This window comes from Ralstonia sp. SET104 (genome assembly GCF_003851545.1).
Taxonomy (GTDB): domain Bacteria; phylum Pseudomonadota; class Gammaproteobacteria; order Burkholderiales; family Burkholderiaceae; genus Ralstonia.
In genome coordinates this window covers 269,213-287,261 of the sequence record NZ_BHVX01000007.1, presented here as the reverse complement: position 1 = coordinate 287,261, position 18,049 = coordinate 269,213, and the positions used below count along the sequence as shown (strand labels likewise).

Below are 18,049 nucleotides of genomic sequence, written 5' to 3'. Positions count from 1 at the left end.
GTCAGGTGGTCGCTCAGCATCGCGACCAAAGTTAACAGCCTGCCGCTCTGTTTACAACTCCAACCCTAAAAACAAAAATGCCGTTCAGGTCTTAACTGAACGGCATTACGGCCGAAGCCGGGTTTTTGCGTTTGACGCGTCGCGCTTACTTGCGGCTGCCGTCGGGGTTGTAACCCTGTGCGGTACCTTCGGCCAGGATGCGCGTCCAGACGGCGTTGCGCTCTTCGTCGGTCATGAAGACCCAGTTGCTGACTTCCAGCTGGGTGCGTCCGCAGCCTTGGCAGACCGCGTCAAAGAGGGTCGAGCAGATGCCGATGCACGGGCTGTCGGGGCGGCCAAGCAGCGTGCTGTCAGAGGCACTGGTTACGTCGTCGGACATGGGGCTCAATGCGGTCGATTCGGTCATGGCCGCTATTTTACCGGCTTTGGTGGGGCGTCAACTGCGGGCGCCGTCGCCCGTGCGCTGGCGGACATGATCGGCCGCAGCAGATAGCGCCAGCGCTGAGTTCACGAGCGCGATATGCGAAAACGCCTGCGGAAAATTGCCGACCAGCCGGCGCACATGCGGGTCGTATTCCTCGGCCAGCAGGCCCACGTCGTTGCGCAGCATCAGCAGCTTGGCAAAGAGCGCACGAGCTTCGTCCTGGCGGCCCTGCATGACGAGGTTGTCGACATACCAAAAGCTGCACGCCAGGAACACGCCTTCACCCTGGGGCAGGCCGTCGGTCACGGCTTCCGTGCGGTAGCGGCGCACGAGGCCATCGACGAGCAGGTCCTCTTCAATGGCCTTGACCGTTCCCTGGATACGCGTGTCGCACGCCGGCAAAAAACCGACCAGCGGCAGCATCAGCAGTGCGGCATCCAGCTCTTGGCTGCCGTAGCTTTGCACGAAGCAACCGCGCGTGGCGTTGTAGCCGTGGGTGCAGACCTCCGCGTGGATGCGGTCGCGCACGGCGCGCCAGCGCGCCACGGGGCCGTCCACGTTGAATTGCTCGATGGTCTTGACGGCACGATCAAACGCCACCCACGCCATGACCTTGGAATGCGTGAAATGGCGCGAGGGGCCACGGACTTCCCAGATCCCTTCGTCGGGCGTCTGCCAGATGCCCTCCAGATGCGTCATCAGCGCGACCTGCAGGCGCCAGGAGGCTTCGTCGCCATCAAGGCCGCCTTTGCGGGCGATGAAGAGGGCGTCCATCAGTTCGCCGTACACGTCGAGCTGCAACTGCAGCGCGGCCGCATTGCCCACCCGCACGGGTTGTGCGCCTTCGTAGCCGGGCAGCCAGGGGATGGTCCATTCGCCCAGGCGGCGTTCGCCGGCAATGCCGTACATGATCTGCACTTGCGCGGGGCTGCCTGCGATGGCACGTTCGAGCCACTCGCGCCACGAGCGCGCCTCGCTGTAATAGCCGGCATTCATGAGCGCGAGCAGCGTGAGGGTGGCGTCGCGCAGCCAGCAGTAGCGGTAGTCCCAGTTGCGCACGCCGCCAAGCTGTTCGGGCAGCGACGTTGTGGGCGCGGCCACCACGCCGCCGGTGCGGTGATACGTCAGCGCCTTGAGCGTGATGAGCGAGCGTTCGACGGCTTCTGTCCATTGACCTGCGCCTTGGCAGCGGCCAGACCACACGCGCCAGCGCGTTTCCACATCGACTTGCGCCTGCATCGCATCAATGGAGTCGGGCAAGGGCAGGTGCGACGGCGAATGCGTGAGCACAAAGGGCATCGCCTCGCCCTCGCTCAGGGAAAAATCCGCCACGGTGGAGAGGTTCTCGCCGCGAATGGGCGCGGGTGTGCGCAGCGTCACCATATCGGGCCCGGCGATGGCGCGCAGCACGCAGTCGGGCATGTCGCAGGGGCCATCCGCTGTCGCGCCCGTGGCTTCCGACATGCGGCTCACCCACGGCACGGAGGCACCATAGTCAAAGCGCAGCGTGAGGTCCATGCGGATGGGCACCGTGCCCGAGAGCCCGCGTACGATGCGGATAAGGTCAGAGGTGTCGTCGCGCGGCGTTGCGGTGCCGGCCGGGCGCACGGTCATCAGGTCAGTCACGCTGACGCTGCCCGTGTCGGTCTCGAACACGGTTTCCAGCACGAGCGTGCCGGGCAGGTAGCGGCGGCGTATGGTGCGCACCTCGCCTTGCGGGGCAGCGGGGGCAATGCGCCATCGGCCATGGTCTGGCGTGCCGAGCAGCGCGGCAAAGCAGGCGCCTGAATCAAACCGCGGCCAGCACAGCCAATCGACGGAGCCGTCACGCGAAACCAGTGCAGCGGTTTCGCAATCGCCAATCAACGCGTAATCTTCGATTCTTGAGGGCATTGCACTCCACTCCAAGCACTTCAACGAGGCCATGACCATGCACGAAAGCACCCGCATTCTTCTTGAATACAACGCCGGGCGTGATCCGGAAAGACTCACCCGTAAGCTGGATGCCATCGCCGCCGATCCATTTTCATTCTTTCGCGGCACCAACAACCTGTATGCGGCATCGCTGGCCGATGCACCGCTGCTGCACGATGCGCCGCGCACGCTGGTCTGCGGCGATCTCCACCTGGAGAACTTCGGCAGCTTCAAGGGCGACAACGGCCTCGTCTACTTCGATATGAACGACTTTGACGAGGCCCTGGCCGCACCGTTTACGGTCGATCTCGTACGCGTGCTGTCGAGCCTGCAAGTGGCGGCATATGGCTGGAAGCTGGCCGATGAAGACGCCCACAACCTGTGCCGCCGCTTTCTCGACACGTACGCCGCGGCGTTGGTCGACGGCAAGCCACGCTGGGTCGAGCGCGCCACCGCTACCGGCATCGTGCGCGACTTGCTGCGCGGCCTGCGCAAGCGCAACCGGGCGGCGTACCTCGCCCAGCGCACCGTGCGCGACGGCAATCTGGTCAGCCTGCGCATCGATGGCCGCCGCACTCTGCGGGCAAGCAAGGACGAGGCCCGCCGCGCGCGCCGCATCTTGCAAGCCTATGGCGAGCAAGGGAATGGCAACAGCAACGGCAGCGGCCACGGCCAGCGCTTTATCGCCATCGACGTGGCGCGCCGCATTGCCGGTACGGGCAGCCTGGGGCTGGAGCGCTATTCCGTACTTGCCCGCCCCGAGAACGACCCCGCCACGTTGCGTCTGATTGACATCAAGCTGTCCATTCCGAGCGTCTGGGCGGATACGCTGGGCAGTGCGTGCAGCGTGGCGCCGTGGCATAGCGAGGCCGGGCGCGTGGTCGACATCCAGCGTCTGTCGCAGGCCATCTCGCCGGCGTTGCTGCGTGGTGTCGTCTACGGGGCGAAGGGTGAGAAGCCGAAATCGTACGTCGTCAAAAGCCTGCAGCCAACGGCGGATCGCGTGGCGCTGGGCTCCGGTAAGAACGTTGTCGCCAACCTGGACGATGCGCTGCAAACCATGGCCCGTGTGGCCGCCTGGTGCCACCTGCGCAGTTGCGGCCGGCACGGCACCGATCTGGTGGAGGCTGTCCAGGGTTACGCCGCTGGCACTGCGTGGCGCAAATCGGCGCTGAAACTGGCTGCGCATGGGTGCAAAGTGTCGCTCCAGCAATGGGCCGAGTTTGCGGAGGACTATCATCAGGCGCGCGGCGGCAAAGCACGCTGATGGCGTCACCTTCGCAGCCATGGCAGTGATTTACTCGCCACTGCGCCCTCAAGTCTTGCATTGCCCGGCTGATGCACGGGCATGGCAAAGACTTGCCTTGAACGCCGTTTCGGCTGATATAACCGACTGGCGCATTCAAGGAATCACACCATGCCGTTCATCATTGCCGCGTTTGCGCTGATTGGTCTGTTGATCTATAGCGCAGTCCGGTTGTACGCCGTGGTTGCTGCGGCTCATGGCACCGTGGCGGGCAGCGCGGCGGTGCTGGTTGCCGTGGTGCTGTTGGCTGGCGCGGTCGTTACTCTCATCCGGCGCTACCGCGCCGTTCATGGCGTCAACGTAAAGGGGCAGCGGATCGTATCGCTGCGCGCAAGCTGGGGGCAGATCGCGGTTGATGCTGAACAGAAGCGCGGGACGCTGCAACTGCACGGGCAAAACGTGCGCTTTCTCTTCGCCGATATTGCTGGTGCCGATGCGGTTGAACGCGAAGGCGCCTGGGCGCTGGCGCTGCACCTGAAGCATCAGGCGCAGGCAGATTGGACAATGCCGATGCGCAATCGCCAGGAAGCCAAACGCTGGGTGAAGATCCTCGCGCTCGCGGCGAGTCAGGCGCTTTGATCAGTGCGCCGATTCCGGCTATTCCGTTGTGCTCGGGTTCCAGAACGCTTGCGCGACGTGCGGCTGCGATTGCAGCGACGCGACGATGCGGTCCAGCTCAGCCGCGTTCACAGCGGTCGACATCAGCATGGCTTCGATTTCCACGTGGTCATCACCAAAGGGCTCGACCGACAGATCGCTGATCGGGTAGCTGGCGTCTTCCAGCAGGCGCTCCAGATCGGCCAGGGCTTCCTTCTGGCGCTCGCTGGTCGAGATCACGCACATTGTGTAGGTGACTTCGCTGGCCTGGTTGTCCAGCGGTGTGCGGTTGATGCGGTCCACCACAGGCCGCAGCAAGATGTTTGATGCCAGCACGAACAGCGTGATCAAAATGGCTTGGCCAATAAGGTCGGAGCCCGCCGCCGCCCCCACGGCTGCCGAGCCCCACAGCGTGGCGGCGGTGTTCAGCCCACGCACGTTCAGCCCTTCTTTCATGATGGTGCCGGCACCTAGAAAGCCGACACCCGAGACCACATAAGCAATCACGCGGGTCGTGTCCGATGCGGTGCCGATCTGCGCGGCCATATCGACGAACGCCGATGCAGCAACCGCCACCAACGCGTTGGTGCGCAGGCCGGCGGTGCGCTGCCTGACCTGCCGCTCAAAGCCGATCAGTGACCCGAGCGCAAAGGCCGAAGCAAGGCTGATGAACGAATCCACCAGTGTGGCGACATTGAGATGGGCGATGGCTTGCAGCGTCATCGGCGGCTCCTTGTGATGACCGGAGTCTTGCTCAGGTGCTGGGTTGGGCGCCGGAGGTTATAGCACGGCGCCATGACACGCCGTGCGAGCCGGGTAGACCCGACGGCTACTTATAGTCCCATTGCATCTGCTCGGGGATCGGCACGGCGTCCGACGTTTCGAGGCAGCGGTCAAGGTAAGCGAGCAGGGAGCGCGGCTGGAAGCCGGTCTCCTGCACCAGTCGCGTGTTGTCGAACACGTAGCTCATGCTGGCGAACTTGGCATACAGGTGAATGCAGCGCGCGACCAGCCGCACGTTGCCATCGCCCGTCAGGCTCAGGAATTTACGTGCCAATGCTTTCTCTGCGATTTTCTCCTGATACACATAGCCGGCCAGCGCCTGGGCATCTTCTTCCGGCGTCCGGCAGCGCTTGAAGCGCGGGTAGAGCGTTTCGATGCGTTCGGAGTTCGCGTCGCCGGCGCTGATGTGGTACAGGTCGTGCGCCAGCGTGGGCTTGGTCGACAGTTGCACGATGGCTTCAGCGCAATCATCCACGGGCAGGATGTCAACGCGGTCTGACAGGCGGCAACTGAAGGTTTCCAGCATGGCCACCATACGCAGCATCCAGAAAATGCTGCCCGACGGCTCGCAGCCCAGCGTGCTGTGACCGACCACGATGGACGGCCGCACGACCACCAGCGGCAGCTCGGGCACGGCTTCGCGCAGCTTCAGCTCGGCCATCCCTTTGGAGTACGTGTACGGCACCGCGTGCTGCTCCAGCGGGGGCACATCCCAGCTTTCGCTGACATGGCGGTTCGCCAACTGGCCGCACGACATGGCCGTGCCGATCTGCAGGAAGCGCTTGAGGCGCCCGCCTTGCGCGGCCAGCCGGCCCAGCGCCAGTACGCCATCCACGTTGGTTTCCCACAGCGACGGATGGTTCGAGAACGTTGCCAGCGCCGCGCAGTTGATGATGATTTCCGGATCGCCCAGCTTGGCGGCACCGGCTTCGCGCAGGTCGAACGGCACGATCTGCGATTCGGTTAGGCTGTCCAGCGTGCCCTGCGCAAGCTCAAAGCGGCGCAGGTTGCTGCGCAAGCGTGCCAGCCCCTCGGCAGGCGTGTCACCGCGCACGGCAAAGCGTGTGTCAGCCAGCAAACCTTTGACTGCCAGATTGGCGGCAATGGCGCCGCCCACGAAACCGGTCGCGCCGGTCAGCAGAATACTCATGCGAAAAAACTCGAATCCCTTGATGGCAATGCAGGCGACCAACCCGCTTGCAATTAGCGCTACCGCAGCCGCACCAGTGAGCCGTGTATTGGCAGCGCGTTCGGGGCAGGGGCGGCAGTAGCGTCAGTTGAAGCCGCGCACACGAAACAGGGTTCGCGGAGCCGCAAGGTTCGCGTGATGCGAAGCGGCCAAAACCTGCGCAGAATCAGCAGTTTATAAGAATGTAACCTTTTAGTCGCCTTCCAGCATCTTATTCGATCAGAGGGTTGACTCAAGTTTGCGGCACTGCGCAACTCGACGTGGCATTGGCGGCAATCTCGCGCGCGGCCTTGGCGCCTTCCACTTGCAGGATGGTCGGGAGCGACACGCCGTTCTTGGCTGCAGTCACTTCGGCGAGGATCGAGATGGCAATTTCCGGCGGTGTGCGGCTGCCGATGTAGATGCCGACCGGCCCATGCAGGCGCGCCAGCTCGGCATCGCTCAGGTCGAATTCTTTCAGGCGCTCGCGCCGATTGGCGTTGTTGCGGCGGCTGCCCAGCGCGCCCACATAGAATGCGGGCGTCTTGAGCGCCTCCATCAGTGCGAGGTCATCAAGCTTGGGGTCGTGCGTCAGCGCAATGACGGCGCAGCGCTCGTCCAGCTTCATGGCCATCACCGTATCGTCGGGCATGGTGCGGACCATGGCCACCCCAGGAATCGACCACTCTCCGCTGTATTCCTCGCGCGGGTCGCAGACGGTGACCTGGTAATCGAGACCCACTGCGATCTGGCAGAGGTAGCGCGAGAGCTGCCCCGCGCCGATGACGAGCATCCGGTAGCGCGGCCCATGAATGGTCACCAGGCGCGCTTCGTCAAATTGCAGGCCGTCCGTCACGTTGGCGTGCTCCAGCATGGTGGCGCCGGTTGCCATGTCGAGCGTGCGGGCGACAAGCTGGCCGGCTTCCACCGCGTGCAGCAGGGCATCGATACCGCTGGCGGCGTTCAGCGGCTCCAGCACGAGTTGCAGCGTGCCGCCACAGGGCAGGCCAAAGCGGTGGGCTTCTTCAGCGCTGATGCCGTATTTGACGGCTTCGGGCTGGATGTAATGCAGGCCTTCGCGGCGCACGCGGTCGATGAGGTCGTCTTCAATGCATCCGCCCGAGACCGAGCCGATAACGACGCCGTCATCGCGCAGCGCGAGCATCGCACCTTCGGGGCGCGGCGACGAGCCCCAGGTTTTGACCACAGTGACGAGCAACACGCGCCGCCCCTGTTTCAGCCAGCGCGCGCTGGTTTTCAAGACTTCAAGATCGACGCTGTCCATGATGCGTTTGCTGCGCTTTCGCGCGCTTTCAGTGTGTGTTGCGGGGGGGCTCGATTATGCCCCGTGGTGCAAAAACAGGTACGCAGCCGCCACGGCCACCAGCGCCACGATGATCCACGGCCACGGATTGCGTGGCTGTAGTACCGGGCTGATATTGGGCGCGGCACCTTGTGGTGCGCCGTGGGCCTGCAGCTCGCCGGCGGCCAGATCGGGGATCGACTGCGTGGCCGATACGCCATCGATGGGAGGCGTGGTGTGACCATTGGCGCCGGTGGTGTCCGCGGTGCCGAATTCTGCCGCAAAACGCTGGAAGAACTCATCGGCCAGTTTGCGCGCGGCGCCATCGACGAGCCGCGATCCGATTTGCGCAAGCTTGCCCCCCACCTGCGCGGTGGCGGTGTAAGCGAGCCGCGTGACCGTCGGCCCTTCGGGCGTGAGCTGCACCTGCGCGCTGCCCTTGCCGAAGCCCGCCGCACCGCCCTGGCCGTCGAAATGCAGCGTGTAGCTGCGCGGTGGTGCCACGTCGGCCAGTTCCATGCGCCCCTTGAAGCGCGCCTTGACGGGCCCGACGGCGGCGGTCATGGCGATGTCGTAGGCAGGGTTGTCTCCACCATCGGCGGGCGTGATGCTCTCGCAGCCTGGAATACACCGCTGCAGCACGGCCGGGTCGTTCAGCGCATCCCAGGCGGTCTGGAGAGGCACGGGCAGAAGATGGGTCTGGTTCAGTTCCATGGCGCGGTTGGTTGTGCTGGGGTGGAGGGGCGCGGGATACGCGTGCGGCGAGCATGCGCCAATTCCTGCTCCAGCGCAGCCAGGCTATCGAAATGGTGCGCCGGCACCATCACATCGACATGCGGAAGGATGGCCCGCACGCCCCGTGCCCGCGGCTCGAAGCCTGCAAAGCGCAGCAGCGGGTTGAGCCAGACAATGCGGTGGGCGAAGCGGGCCAGGCGCGCCATCTCGGCGTCGAGCAGGTCGATGTGTTCGTGGTCGAGCCCGTCGGTCACGAGCAGCACGGTTGCGCGGCCGGCGAGCGTGCGGCGCGCCCAGTGACGGTTGAACTCCGCCAGCGCTGCACCAATGCGTGTGCCACCCGACCAGTCCGGCACAAGTTGCGCGATGGCTTGCACGGCGATGTCCGGGTCGCGCTCGAGGAGTTGCCGCGACACGTTCGTCAGCCGCGTGCCGAACAGAAAGGCCTGGATGCGCTCGCGCGATTGCACCAGCGCGTGGCAGTAGTACAGCACCGCGCGCGAATAACGGCTCATCGATCCGGAGATGTCCAGCAGCAGTACGAGCGGTGGCGTGCGGTCGACGGGTTGGCGGTATTTCCAGCCGGTCCATTCGCCGCCGGCGCGCACGGCTTGGCGGGCGGTGGCGCGCAGATCGGGATGGCGCCCGCGCGAAGCAGCTTTCAGCCGGCGCGTGCGCTCCTGCGCCAGGTGCAAACGCCGGCGGCGGATCATATGCTGCAGCGTGCGCCATTCTGCGGCGTTGAGCGTGTCGAAATCGCGCGTTCGCAGGGCTTCGTTTGCAGAAAAGGCCAGCGGAGCAACGATGTCATGGCGCTCACCATCGGGCTTGGGGCCCGGCGGCAGGCGGGTCGAAGGCTGCGCGCGCAGCGCATCGGCCAGGCGGTTGCTGCGTGCGGCCGGAATGCCGCCCCGCACCTTGGGCAGCAGCAGGGCGCGCAGCTTGCCTTCCCAGTCGGGGTCGCGCCAGAACACGTTGAAGGCCGCATCGAACAGCGTGCGTTCGTCAGGGTGGGAGACGAGCAGGGCGGATAGGGCAGCCTTGACGTCATCGCGACGGCTGAGGTCGATGAGGTTCATGGCTTCGATAGCATCGACTGCGCGCGAGGGCGCCAGCGGCATGCCGGTGTTGCGCAGCAGGCGCACAAAATGCGTGACGTTGCGCGCCAGCATCGGTAGCTGCATTGGCGAGGTCGCTTGCATGCCCTACTCCGGCAGCGCGGGCGCGGCCAGCAATTGCTCGATGGTTGGCGCATCCACGCGGGCCAGATCGTCCTGGTATTTGAGCAGTACGCCCAGCGTGTCTTGCACGGACTGCGGATCAAGCTCGGTCACGTTCAGCGCAGCCAATGCACGGCACCAGTCAATGGCCTCGGCGATGCCCGGTGCTTTGAACAGGTCGATGCCGCGCAGACGGTGCACGAAATCCACCGCACGCTGCTGCAGGCGAGCGGCGGTCTCGGGCGCACGCTGCGCCACGATCTGCAGCTCGCGCGCCTTGTCCGGATAGCCGATCCACTGATACAGGCAGCGCCGCTTGAGCGCGTCGTGCACCTCGCGTGTTCGGTTGGACGTCATGATGACCAGCGGGATCACCTGCGCGCGCACGGTACCGAATTCCGGAATCGATACCTGAAAATCCGACAGCAACTCCAGCAGGAAGGCTTCGAATGGCTCGTCGGCGCGGTCGATCTCGTCGATCAGCAGAACGCGCGGTGTGCCGGGGTGGGCAGCGAGGTTGGCGGAATCCGGCAGCAGCGCTTGCAGCAGCGGCCGCTTGAGGAGAAATTCATCGCGGTAGAGCGTATCGGCGCTCGGTTTGTCGCCCGCGGCTTCGGCCAGGCGCAGCGCCATGATCTGGCGCGGGTAGTCCCACTCGTAGAGTGCGCTGGCGGTGTCCAGCCCTTCGTAACATTGCAGCCGCAGCAGCGACGTGCCGAGGAGCCCGGCTGCCGCCTTCGCCAGCTCGGTCTTGCCGACACCGGGTTCGCCTTCCAGAAACAGCGGCCGCTGCATGCGCAGCGCGAGGAACAGGGCCGTGGCCAGCTCACGGCTGGCGAAATAGCCTTGACCTTGCAGTTGCGCAATGCAGTCGTCAATGGAGTCGACCGGCATGCCGCTCCTTAGTGATGATGCGCCAACGCCTGTTCGACCGCGCGTGCTGTCAGCACCGGGATCAGGTGCGCCCGATATTCCGGCGAGGCGTGCAGATCGCCCACCAAGTCATCGGGCGGCACGACCGTCTTGCGCGCCGCTTCCGACGTAAAACTCGCTGCCAGCGCCTGCTCCAGTTGCGTACAGCGGAACACGCACGGTGCTGCGCCCGTCACCGCCACGCGCACGTTGTTGCCCTTGCGGCTGATGAACACGCCCACCAGCGCAAAGCGCGACGCCGGATTGCGGAATTTCACGTACGCCGCCTGGTCCGGCACCGGGAATTGCACTTCGGTGATGAGTTCGTCCGCGGCCAACGCGGTTTCATACATACCGAGGAAGAAATCGTCCGCCGCGATGTTGCGCCGTTCGGTGACGACGGTGGCGTTCAGACCCAGCACGGCCGCCGGGTAGCACGCTGCGGGGTCGTTGTTGGCAAGAGATCCGCCGAGCGTGCCCATGGCGCGCACCTGCCTGTCGCCGATACCCTCCGCCAACTCTGCCAGCGCGGGCAGCATGCGGATAATGTCGGCGTTCTCGGCCACATCGGCATGGCGCGTGGCCGCCCCCACGGTAATCACGCCCGGTTGCGAGCGAACGCCCGTCATACCGGGAATGCACGTGACATCCACCAGCGTGGACGGTTGCGCCAGCCGCAGTTTCATCGCTGCCAGCAGGCTCTGGCCGCCGCCGAGGTATTTGGCGTCGGCGTGCGTCTTCAGCGCCGTCACGGCGGTCTGAGCGTCGGTGGCTTTCTGGTACTCGAAGTCGTACATGGTGGGCTCCTTGACCTAAGCCTTGGCTGCTTGAATGGTCTGCCAGACACGGTGCGGCGTGGCGGGCATCTGGATGTCTTTCACGCCCAGCGGCGCGAGCGCATCGACGATCGCGTTGATGAGCGCCGGCGGCGAGCCGATCGCGCCGGCCTCGCCGCAGCCCTTCACACCCAGCGGGTTGTGCGTGCACGGTGTGCCCTTGGCGGTTTCCACCGTGAAGCTGGGCAGGTTGTCGGCGCGCGGCATGGCGTAGTCCATGTACGAGCCGGTCAGCAACTGGCCGGTTTCGTCGTACACGCAGGCCTCCATCAGCGCCTGTCCGATGCCCTGGCCGAGTCCGCCGTGCACCTGACCTTCCACGATCATCGGGTTGATGATGTTGCCGAAATCATCCACCGCAACGAAACGGTCGATGTGGACTTCACCCGTATCGGGGTCGACTTCCACCTCGCAGATGTACGCACCGGCCGGGTAGGTGAAATTGGTCGGGTCGTAGAAGGCGTTTTCGTCCAGGCCTGGTTCGAGCTTGTCGAGCGGGTAGTTGTGCGGCACGTAGGCCGTGAGTGCGACTTCGCCGAAGGTTTTGGTGCGATCGGTGCCAGCCACGCGGAAGACGCCGTCCTTGAACTCGATGTCTTCCGCCGAGGCCTCCAGCAGATGCGCGGCGATCTTCTTGGCCTTGGCCTCGATCTTGTCGAGCGCCTTCATGATGGCCGAGCCGCCCACGGCAATCGAGCGCGAACCGTACGTGCCCATGCCGAAGGGGATGCGGCCGGTATCGCCATGCACGATCTCGACGTTCTCAAGCGGCACGCCCAGGCGATCGGCCACCACCTGCGCAAAGGTGGTCTCGTGCCCCTGGCCGTGGCTGTGTGAACCGGTGAATACGGTGACGGAACCGGTCGGGTGCACGCGGATCTCGCCGGCTTCAAACAACCCTGCACGCGCGCCGAGGGCCCCTGCGATATTGGACGGCGCCAGCCCGCACGCCTCGATGTAGCAGGAGTAGCCCATGCCGCGCAGCCGGCCCTTGGCGCGCGAGGCGTCGCGGCGGGCAGGGAAGCCCTTGACGTCGGCCAGTTCGGTGGCGCGTTGCAGGAGGGGCTCGTAGTCGCCGGTGTCATAGGTCAGACCCACCGGCGTGGCGTATGGGAACGTGCGGATGAAGTTGCGGCGACGCAGCTCTGCCGGGTCGATGTGCATTTCACGCGCGGCGGTTTCGACGATGCGTTCGACCACGTATGTGGCTTCCGGCCGGCCCGCACCACGATACGCATCCACCGGCGCGGTGTTGGTAAACACCGCTTTCACCTCGGCATAGATGGCGGGCGTTTTGTACTGCCCGGCAAGCAGCGTCGCGTACAGGATGGTTGGCACGCTGCTGGCAAACGTCGACAGATACGCGCCCATGTTGGCGGTCGTGTGCACGCGCATGGCGAGAAAGTTGCCTTGCGCATCGAGCGCCAGTTCGGCATGCGTAACGTGGTCGCGGCCGTGCGCGTCGGTCAGGAAGGATTCGGACCGCTCGGCCGTCCATTTGATCGGCCTGCCGACCTTCTTCGATGCCCACGTGAGCGCCACGTCTTCCGGGTACAGGAAGATCTTCGAGCCGAAACCGCCGCCCACATCCGGCGCAATCACCCGGACCTTGGCTTCGGTCAGACCCAGCACAAAGGCCGACATCAGCAGGCGTTCCACGTGCGGGTTCTGGTTGGCCACGTAAAGCGTGTAGCTGTCGTCCTGGCGCGAGTAGCTGGCATTGACGGCGCGCGGCTCGATCGCGTTCGGGATCAGCCGGTTGTTGACGATGTGGAGCTGCGTCACATGCGCGGCCTTGGCAAAGGCGGCATCGGTCGCGGCCTTGTCACCATGGCCCCAGGTGTAGCAGGTGTTGTCCGGCACGTCGTCGTGGACGGCAGACCCAGCGGTATGCGCAGTGGCCGTATCCACCACAGCGGGCAGTTCGTCGTATTCCACGTCGATCATCTCGACGGCATCCTTGGCGATCTTCACGGATTCGGCCACCACCAGCGCCACCTGGTCACCCACATGGCGCACCTTGCCCTGCGCCAGCACGGGGTGGGGCGGCTCTTTCATTGGCGTGCCGTCAATGCTGTGGATCAGCCAGCCGCAGGGCAGGCCGTTCACCTTGTCGGCAGCCAGGTCGCCGCCGGTGAGCACAGCCAGCACGCCCGGATGATTGCGCGCGGCATCCACGTTGAGGTGCTTGATGCGCGCATGCGCATACGGCGAGCGCAGGAATACCGCATACGACTGGTGCGCCTGGACGACGTCGTCCGTGTACTGCCCAGCGCCTGTCAGGAAGCGGAAGTCTTCTTTGCGCTTGACGGCCGCGCCGATCAGGTGATTGTTGGGTTCTGCGGGAGCGTTCATGGTGGTCTCCTCGCTGGGGTCAGGCAGCGTGGGCGCGTGCGGCGGCCAGGCTTTGCAATGAAGCGTCGTCGTCTTGGGCTTCAGACATTGCTTCGGCACCGTGCATCACGGCGCGCACGATGTTGTGATAGCCCGTGCAGCGGCACAGGTTGCCGTCGAGTTGCTCGCGCACCGTGTGTTCATCGGGATGCGGGTGTTGCGCGACCAACGCCGTGGCGGCCATCACCATGCCCGGCGTACAGAAGCCGCATTGCAGGCCATGGCATTGGCGAAAGGCTTCCTGCATCGGGTGCAGTGCGCCGTCTTTCGACAGGCCCTCGATGGTTGTCACCTCGGCGCCGTCAGCCTGCACGGCCAGGATGTTGCACGATTTCACCGCGCGCCCATTCATGTGCACCGTGCAGGCGCCACATTGCGCTGTATCGCAGCCGACGTGCGTGCCAGTCAGGCGCAGGTGCTCGCGCAGCAATTGGACCAGCAGGGTGTGGGGTTCGACACTGACGGTGACAGGCGCACCGTTGACCGACAGCTTGAGGCTGATCGCCATGGGAAGTCTCCTTGGGGGATGGTCGCCGGGTGCCCCGCTGTGCGTCTTCCTGGCTGCGGAAAAGCGCGCGGAATCTGGATATCGGTAGTCGCGGCTCTACTCAGTAAAGCACAGGCGAACGAGAAGACAACCGCAGCACAATCGGCCCGGCGCAGAAAAAAGGGGGGGGAGATGCTGCGGCACACGCAAGACAAACCAAACAAACGCCGCAGAAATGACAAAGGGCCGGAATCCGGCCCTCGATTGGCACCAGGCGGTCATGACCTGGCGGGTGTGGCGGCGGGTGTGATGACACACGGCCGGCGCACGGTGCTACTGAGATTGCGAGTACTGCTTACAGCTAGCTCGGGCACACGCCCATCAACAATAGCGCGGCGGGTTAGGCCTTGGCGGTGCGTTGCGTGCCGAACAGGTTCGCGATTGCCGAGAAGAACTGGGCGAAGGAGAACGCATGGCCGCTCGGACGGCGATAATAGTAGATACCTTCGGACATTTCGCGCTCGATCAGTTCGCGTTCGAGTTGATCGGTCAGCTTCAGGTCGTTCGTGTTTTGCATGATTGGCCTCTTAGGGATTTCCCGGTTAGGGAATACCCGTATGATAGACCAAATATTGCAATGCACCATACGTAAGCTTACGTATGCACCAACGAGCGTTGTTCGGCTGCGACGTTTGTATTGCGATGCACCAATGTTGTGCGAAAGCCGCTTGTCCCGTGCTATTTGACGGGAATCGGCTGGCTGGCCGGAATCGGCACGGCCGTCACGCTGTTCTTCGGGCTGCCCGAAATAACCTTGTCGGAATACGTCAGATAGACCAGCACGTTGCGTTTGCGGTCCACCGTGCGCACCACGTGCAGCGTTTTGAAAACGAGCGACAGCCGCTGCGTAAACATGTCGTCCTGCTGCGGCAGCGGCTTGACGAAGGTGATGTCACCAACCTGGCGGCAGGCTACGGCGGCCTCGCTCACATCCTCGGCCACGCCCAGCGAGCCCTTGATGCCGCCGGTGCGGGCGCGCGACACATAGCAGGTCACACCTTGTACAAGCGGGTCGTCAAATGCCTCGATGACGATCTTGTCGGAGCCGGTAATGCGGAAATTGGTGCTGACGCTGCCAATGTCTTCAGCGCGGGAGCAGGCGGCGGTGCTCAGAGCGAGCGCGGCAACAAGGACTGGGAGTTTGGTGAACGAGCGCATGGCTTTGCCTAGATCAATATCAATATCAACAGGAAGGAAGGGAGCTTAGAGCAACGATTCAGGCGGCCACGCTGCGGCAGCTTCGTCCACAAACGTGGGCCGCATGTCGGTGTGCTGGCGGGAATGCTCAATGCGGCGGTGCAGGGCGTCCATGAAGACTTTCACCTTGGCCGGCATCAGGCGGCGGCCCGGGAATACGGCATACACGCGCATCGGCGGGGATTGAAAATCGGTCAGCACCTCCTGCAGCGCGCCGGAGCTGACCAGGTCAGTGGCAAATACAGAGGTGATGCGGGCGACACCCAAACCAGCAATGGCGGCCTGCATGCGCAGCTCACTGTTGGATGTGCGCATGCGGAAGTCCAGCGGCAGGTTGATCGTCTCGCCGCCGGGTGTGCGGAACTGCCATTCAGCTTCGTTCGAGGTGCCCAGACAGGGCCAGTCGGCGAGCTGGTCCGGGTGGCTGAGTGGCCCCAGGCGCTCCAGCAGTTGCGGAGCGACCACCACGGCGCGCCGCAAATCAAAGACGCGTTGGGCGATCAGGCCGGAATCGGGCAATGGGCCGCGCGGCACGGTCAGCATGATGTCGTAGCCCTGTGCGAGCGGGTCGATCTGGCGCGGCGCTACGTCCACTTCGATGCGCAAGCCGGTGTGCTCACGCATGACCTCCAGCACCACCTCCGCCAGTTGCTTGGCGGCGAACTCGTACGGCATGGCAATGCGCAATGTGCCCGCGGGTGACTGAAACGTCGCTGCGGCGTCTTCCGACACTTCGCGCAGCCGCTGGAACAATGGGCCGGCGTCGCGCAGCAGGGCTTCGCCGGCATCGGTCAGGCGTAGACGGCGCGTACTACGCTCAAACAGGCGCACGCCCATCTTGCCCTCCAGCCGCGACACCGCTGTGCTGACCGACGACTTGGGCAACCCCAGCCGATCCGCCGCGCGCGTGAAGCTGCCGAGCGTGGCCACGGTGCAGAAAGTGTCCCAGTCGTTCCAGTCCGTCGTTCGCATAGTTGAACAATGAATTTGTTGGCAGGCGATTTCCGCCGGTTTGAAGGCAAATTACCATCCCTGCATGAACACGCCAAGCTCAGACCACATGGTTTCTCCTTCGCCCGCGCCCCGCATTCCAGCCGCCGAATCGACTGTCGGCAGCCGGATGGAATTGCGCATGGTGGGTGTGGTGATTGGCTTGGCAACGGGCGTGGATTACATGTCCAACCTGATGTTTTCGATTGCCGGGCCACACATCGAGGGCGGGGTGCTGGCGTCACAGGATGTGTATCTGTGGGCCGTGACGGCGTATGCGGCGGCGGCCAGCCTGGCGATTCTGGTGATGGGCCGGCTGGCCGATCAAATGACCTACCGCAAGCACACGCTGCTGTCGTTGCTGGTGTTCATCATCGGTACGCTGATGTGCGTGGCGGCCGAGGGCGGCACGATGCTGATCGCCGGCCGGGCGGTGCAGGGGTTTGGCGGCGGGCCGATGCTGTCGACCTCGCGCATCTTCGTGCAGCACAGCCCTGCGCACGAACGCCGCACGATGATGAAGGGAATGATCTACGGCATCTTCGGGCTGAGCTGTGTGTCGCCGATGCTGTCGGCGGCGCTCACCGAGCAATTCGGCTGGCGCGCCATCTTCGTCGCGCAGTTGCTGGTGGCGGTGGTGGTGTGCGGGCTGGTGGCGGCGTTCTATCCGCGCCCGAAGATGCGCGAGCGCAAGGGCGACTTTGCCTCGCTCGATTGGCCCTCGGCCATCGCGTTCGGGCTGGCCGGGCTCATTGCACTGCATGGCTTTCAGCAGGCGCGCTTTATCCACCCCGATGGCTCACCCGCGCAGGTGGTGCCGATCATTGCCGTGATGGCGCTCATCATCTGGGTCGGCATCCGGCAGACCGGCCACCCGCTGCCGTGGGTGGATTTGCGCGCGACGCTGCAACGCCGCTTTCTGATGGGCATGGTGTTCTATGCCATCTATTACGTGTTTGCCAGCGCGTGGGGTTTTCTCTCATCGAGCCTGCTGCAGAACGGGTTGGGGTTTCGCTATGAAACCACTGCCCAGTTGATGAGCCTGGGTGGGCTGGTGACAGTAGTGCTGGGCATCCTGAACTTTCAACTCACGAATGTGCTGCCGACCAAGCGCGTGCTGATTTCCATTGGATTTGTGCTGATGGCAACGGCGTTGTTGTGGATGTCACGTGTGGCGATGCCCGGTGCTTCAGTGGCGGCGGTGGTGCCGGGGTTCTTGATCGAAGGCATGGTGGGGATGTTTGTTGTCATCCAGGTGGCGGGGCTGACTTACGTGGATTTGCCCGCCAAGGATTTTGGCCATGCCTATCAGTTCAAGGGGATCATGCGGGCTTGGGCGCAAGCCTTTGGGACGATGGGGGCTACGCTGCTGCTGCAGCGGGGGCAGGCGCAGCATCGCACTGATCTTGTTGGGCACGTGAGTGCGCTCACGCCTGGCTGGCAGTGGCCGCATCCGTTGCAGGGTGCTGAGTTGATTCGTATTTCTGCGGAGATTGATCGGCAGGCGACGTTGCGGGCAGCGGGTGATCTGTTTGCCTGGGGGGCGGTGGTTGCTTTGGTTTGCGCTGGGGCGATTTGGTTGCAGAGGTCTTTGCGTTAGTGCTAGTGGTACGCCCCTGTTTTATCCCCTGCCAGGGTTGACTCACCCTCTTTGTCTTGCCCAAGAAAGTCACCAAAGAAAGGCGCGCCCGATGCGGCGACTCCTTCCTTGGAGCCGCATAGG

17 protein-coding genes are annotated in these 18,049 nt (G+C 64.3%); 3 read left to right on the top strand and 14 right to left on the bottom strand.

The window, feature by feature from the left end; all coding sequences use genetic code 11:
* Positions 1-145: 145 nt before the first annotated feature.
* Together PSUB009319_RS11895 and PSUB009319_RS11890 are read right to left on the bottom strand one after the other, a co-directional pair.
* Entirely contained in the window at positions 146-406 is a 261-nt protein-coding gene (locus PSUB009319_RS11895) for a DUF1289 domain-containing protein (protein WP_124382432.1), read from the bottom strand.
* A 30-nt stretch (positions 407-436) separates the two neighbouring features.
* Positions 437-2,317 carry a glycoside hydrolase family 15 protein gene (locus tag PSUB009319_RS11890; protein WP_124382431.1) on the bottom strand — a complete coding sequence of 627 codons (1,881 nt, stop codon included), beginning with the start codon at positions 2,315-2,317 and terminating at the stop codon, positions 437-439.
* 37 nt (positions 2,318-2,354) lie between these two features.
* Between PSUB009319_RS11890 and PSUB009319_RS11885 the strand changes: the two genes are divergently transcribed.
* Both PSUB009319_RS11885 and PSUB009319_RS11880 read left to right on the top strand, forming a co-directional pair.
* Positions 2,355-3,605 carry a DUF2252 domain-containing protein gene (locus PSUB009319_RS11885; protein WP_124382430.1) on the top strand — a complete coding sequence of 417 codons (1,251 nt, stop codon included), beginning with the start codon at positions 2,355-2,357 and terminating at the stop codon, positions 3,603-3,605.
* A gap of 150 nt (positions 3,606-3,755) precedes the next feature.
* A complete protein-coding gene (locus tag PSUB009319_RS11880) occupies positions 3,756-4,223 on the top strand; it encodes a hypothetical protein (RefSeq protein WP_124382429.1) in 468 nt (155 codons plus the stop codon).
* Positions 4,224-4,241: 18 nt separating this feature from the next.
* Here PSUB009319_RS11880 and PSUB009319_RS11875 read toward each other — a convergent pair whose 3' ends face one another.
* The 12 genes from PSUB009319_RS11875 to PSUB009319_RS11825 form a co-directional block, all read right to left on the bottom strand.
* Complete coding sequence (locus tag PSUB009319_RS11875; protein ID WP_124382428.1) at positions 4,242-4,964, bottom strand: MgtC/SapB family protein; 723 nt, start codon at positions 4,962-4,964, stop codon at positions 4,242-4,244.
* Positions 4,965-5,070: 106 nt separating this feature from the next.
* Positions 5,071-6,174 carry an SDR family oxidoreductase gene (locus tag PSUB009319_RS11870; RefSeq protein ID WP_124382427.1) on the bottom strand — a complete coding sequence of 368 codons (1,104 nt, stop codon included), beginning with the start codon at positions 6,172-6,174 and terminating at the stop codon, positions 5,071-5,073.
* A gap of 271 nt (positions 6,175-6,445) precedes the next feature.
* A complete protein-coding gene (locus PSUB009319_RS11865) occupies positions 6,446-7,477 on the bottom strand; it encodes an XdhC family protein (RefSeq protein ID WP_124382426.1) in 1,032 nt (343 codons plus the stop codon).
* A 54-nt stretch (positions 7,478-7,531) separates the two neighbouring features.
* Complete coding sequence (locus PSUB009319_RS11860; RefSeq protein WP_124382425.1) at positions 7,532-8,209, bottom strand: CoxG family protein; 678 nt, start codon at positions 8,207-8,209, stop codon at positions 7,532-7,534.
* On the bottom strand, positions 8,200-9,432 hold the full coding sequence (locus PSUB009319_RS11855; protein WP_124382424.1) for a VWA domain-containing protein: 1,233 nt from the start codon (positions 9,430-9,432) through the stop codon (positions 8,200-8,202). The genes PSUB009319_RS11860 and PSUB009319_RS11855 overlap by 10 nt, the downstream gene beginning before the upstream one ends.
* A 3-nt stretch (positions 9,433-9,435) precedes the next feature.
* Positions 9,436-10,344: a MoxR family ATPase gene (locus PSUB009319_RS11850; RefSeq protein ID WP_124382423.1), complete on the bottom strand. Its 909-nt coding sequence runs from the start codon at positions 10,342-10,344 to the stop codon at positions 9,436-9,438.
* 8 nt (positions 10,345-10,352) lie between these two features.
* The gene (locus PSUB009319_RS11845; RefSeq protein WP_124382422.1) at positions 10,353-11,159 is read right to left on the bottom strand and encodes a xanthine dehydrogenase family protein subunit M; all 807 of its coding nucleotides are present in this window, start codon (positions 11,157-11,159) and stop codon (positions 10,353-10,355) included.
* A gap of 15 nt (positions 11,160-11,174) precedes the next feature.
* Positions 11,175-13,553: a xanthine dehydrogenase family protein molybdopterin-binding subunit gene (locus tag PSUB009319_RS11840; RefSeq protein ID WP_124382421.1), complete on the bottom strand. Its 2,379-nt coding sequence runs from the start codon at positions 13,551-13,553 to the stop codon at positions 11,175-11,177.
* Between the two features lie 19 nt (positions 13,554-13,572).
* Positions 13,573-14,100: a (2Fe-2S)-binding protein gene (locus PSUB009319_RS11835; RefSeq protein ID WP_124382420.1), complete on the bottom strand. Its 528-nt coding sequence runs from the start codon at positions 14,098-14,100 to the stop codon at positions 13,573-13,575.
* Between the two features lie 379 nt (positions 14,101-14,479).
* Entirely contained in the window at positions 14,480-14,656 is a 177-nt protein-coding gene (locus PSUB009319_RS22905; RefSeq protein ID WP_185453453.1) for a hypothetical protein, read from the bottom strand.
* 161 nt (positions 14,657-14,817) lie between these two features.
* On the bottom strand, positions 14,818-15,297 hold the full coding sequence (locus PSUB009319_RS11830) for a CreA family protein (RefSeq protein WP_124382419.1): 480 nt from the start codon (positions 15,295-15,297) through the stop codon (positions 14,818-14,820).
* Between the two features lie 45 nt (positions 15,298-15,342).
* Entirely contained in the window at positions 15,343-16,308 is a 966-nt protein-coding gene (locus PSUB009319_RS11825; protein ID WP_124382418.1) for a LysR family transcriptional regulator, read from the bottom strand.
* 64 nt (positions 16,309-16,372) lie between these two features.
* Here PSUB009319_RS11825 and PSUB009319_RS11820 point away from each other — a divergent pair, with 64 nt between their 5' ends.
* Positions 16,373-17,926, top strand: coding sequence for an MFS transporter (locus PSUB009319_RS11820; protein ID WP_124382417.1), 1,554 nt, complete (start codon positions 16,373-16,375; stop codon positions 17,924-17,926).
* Positions 17,927-18,049: the final 123 nt, after the last annotated feature.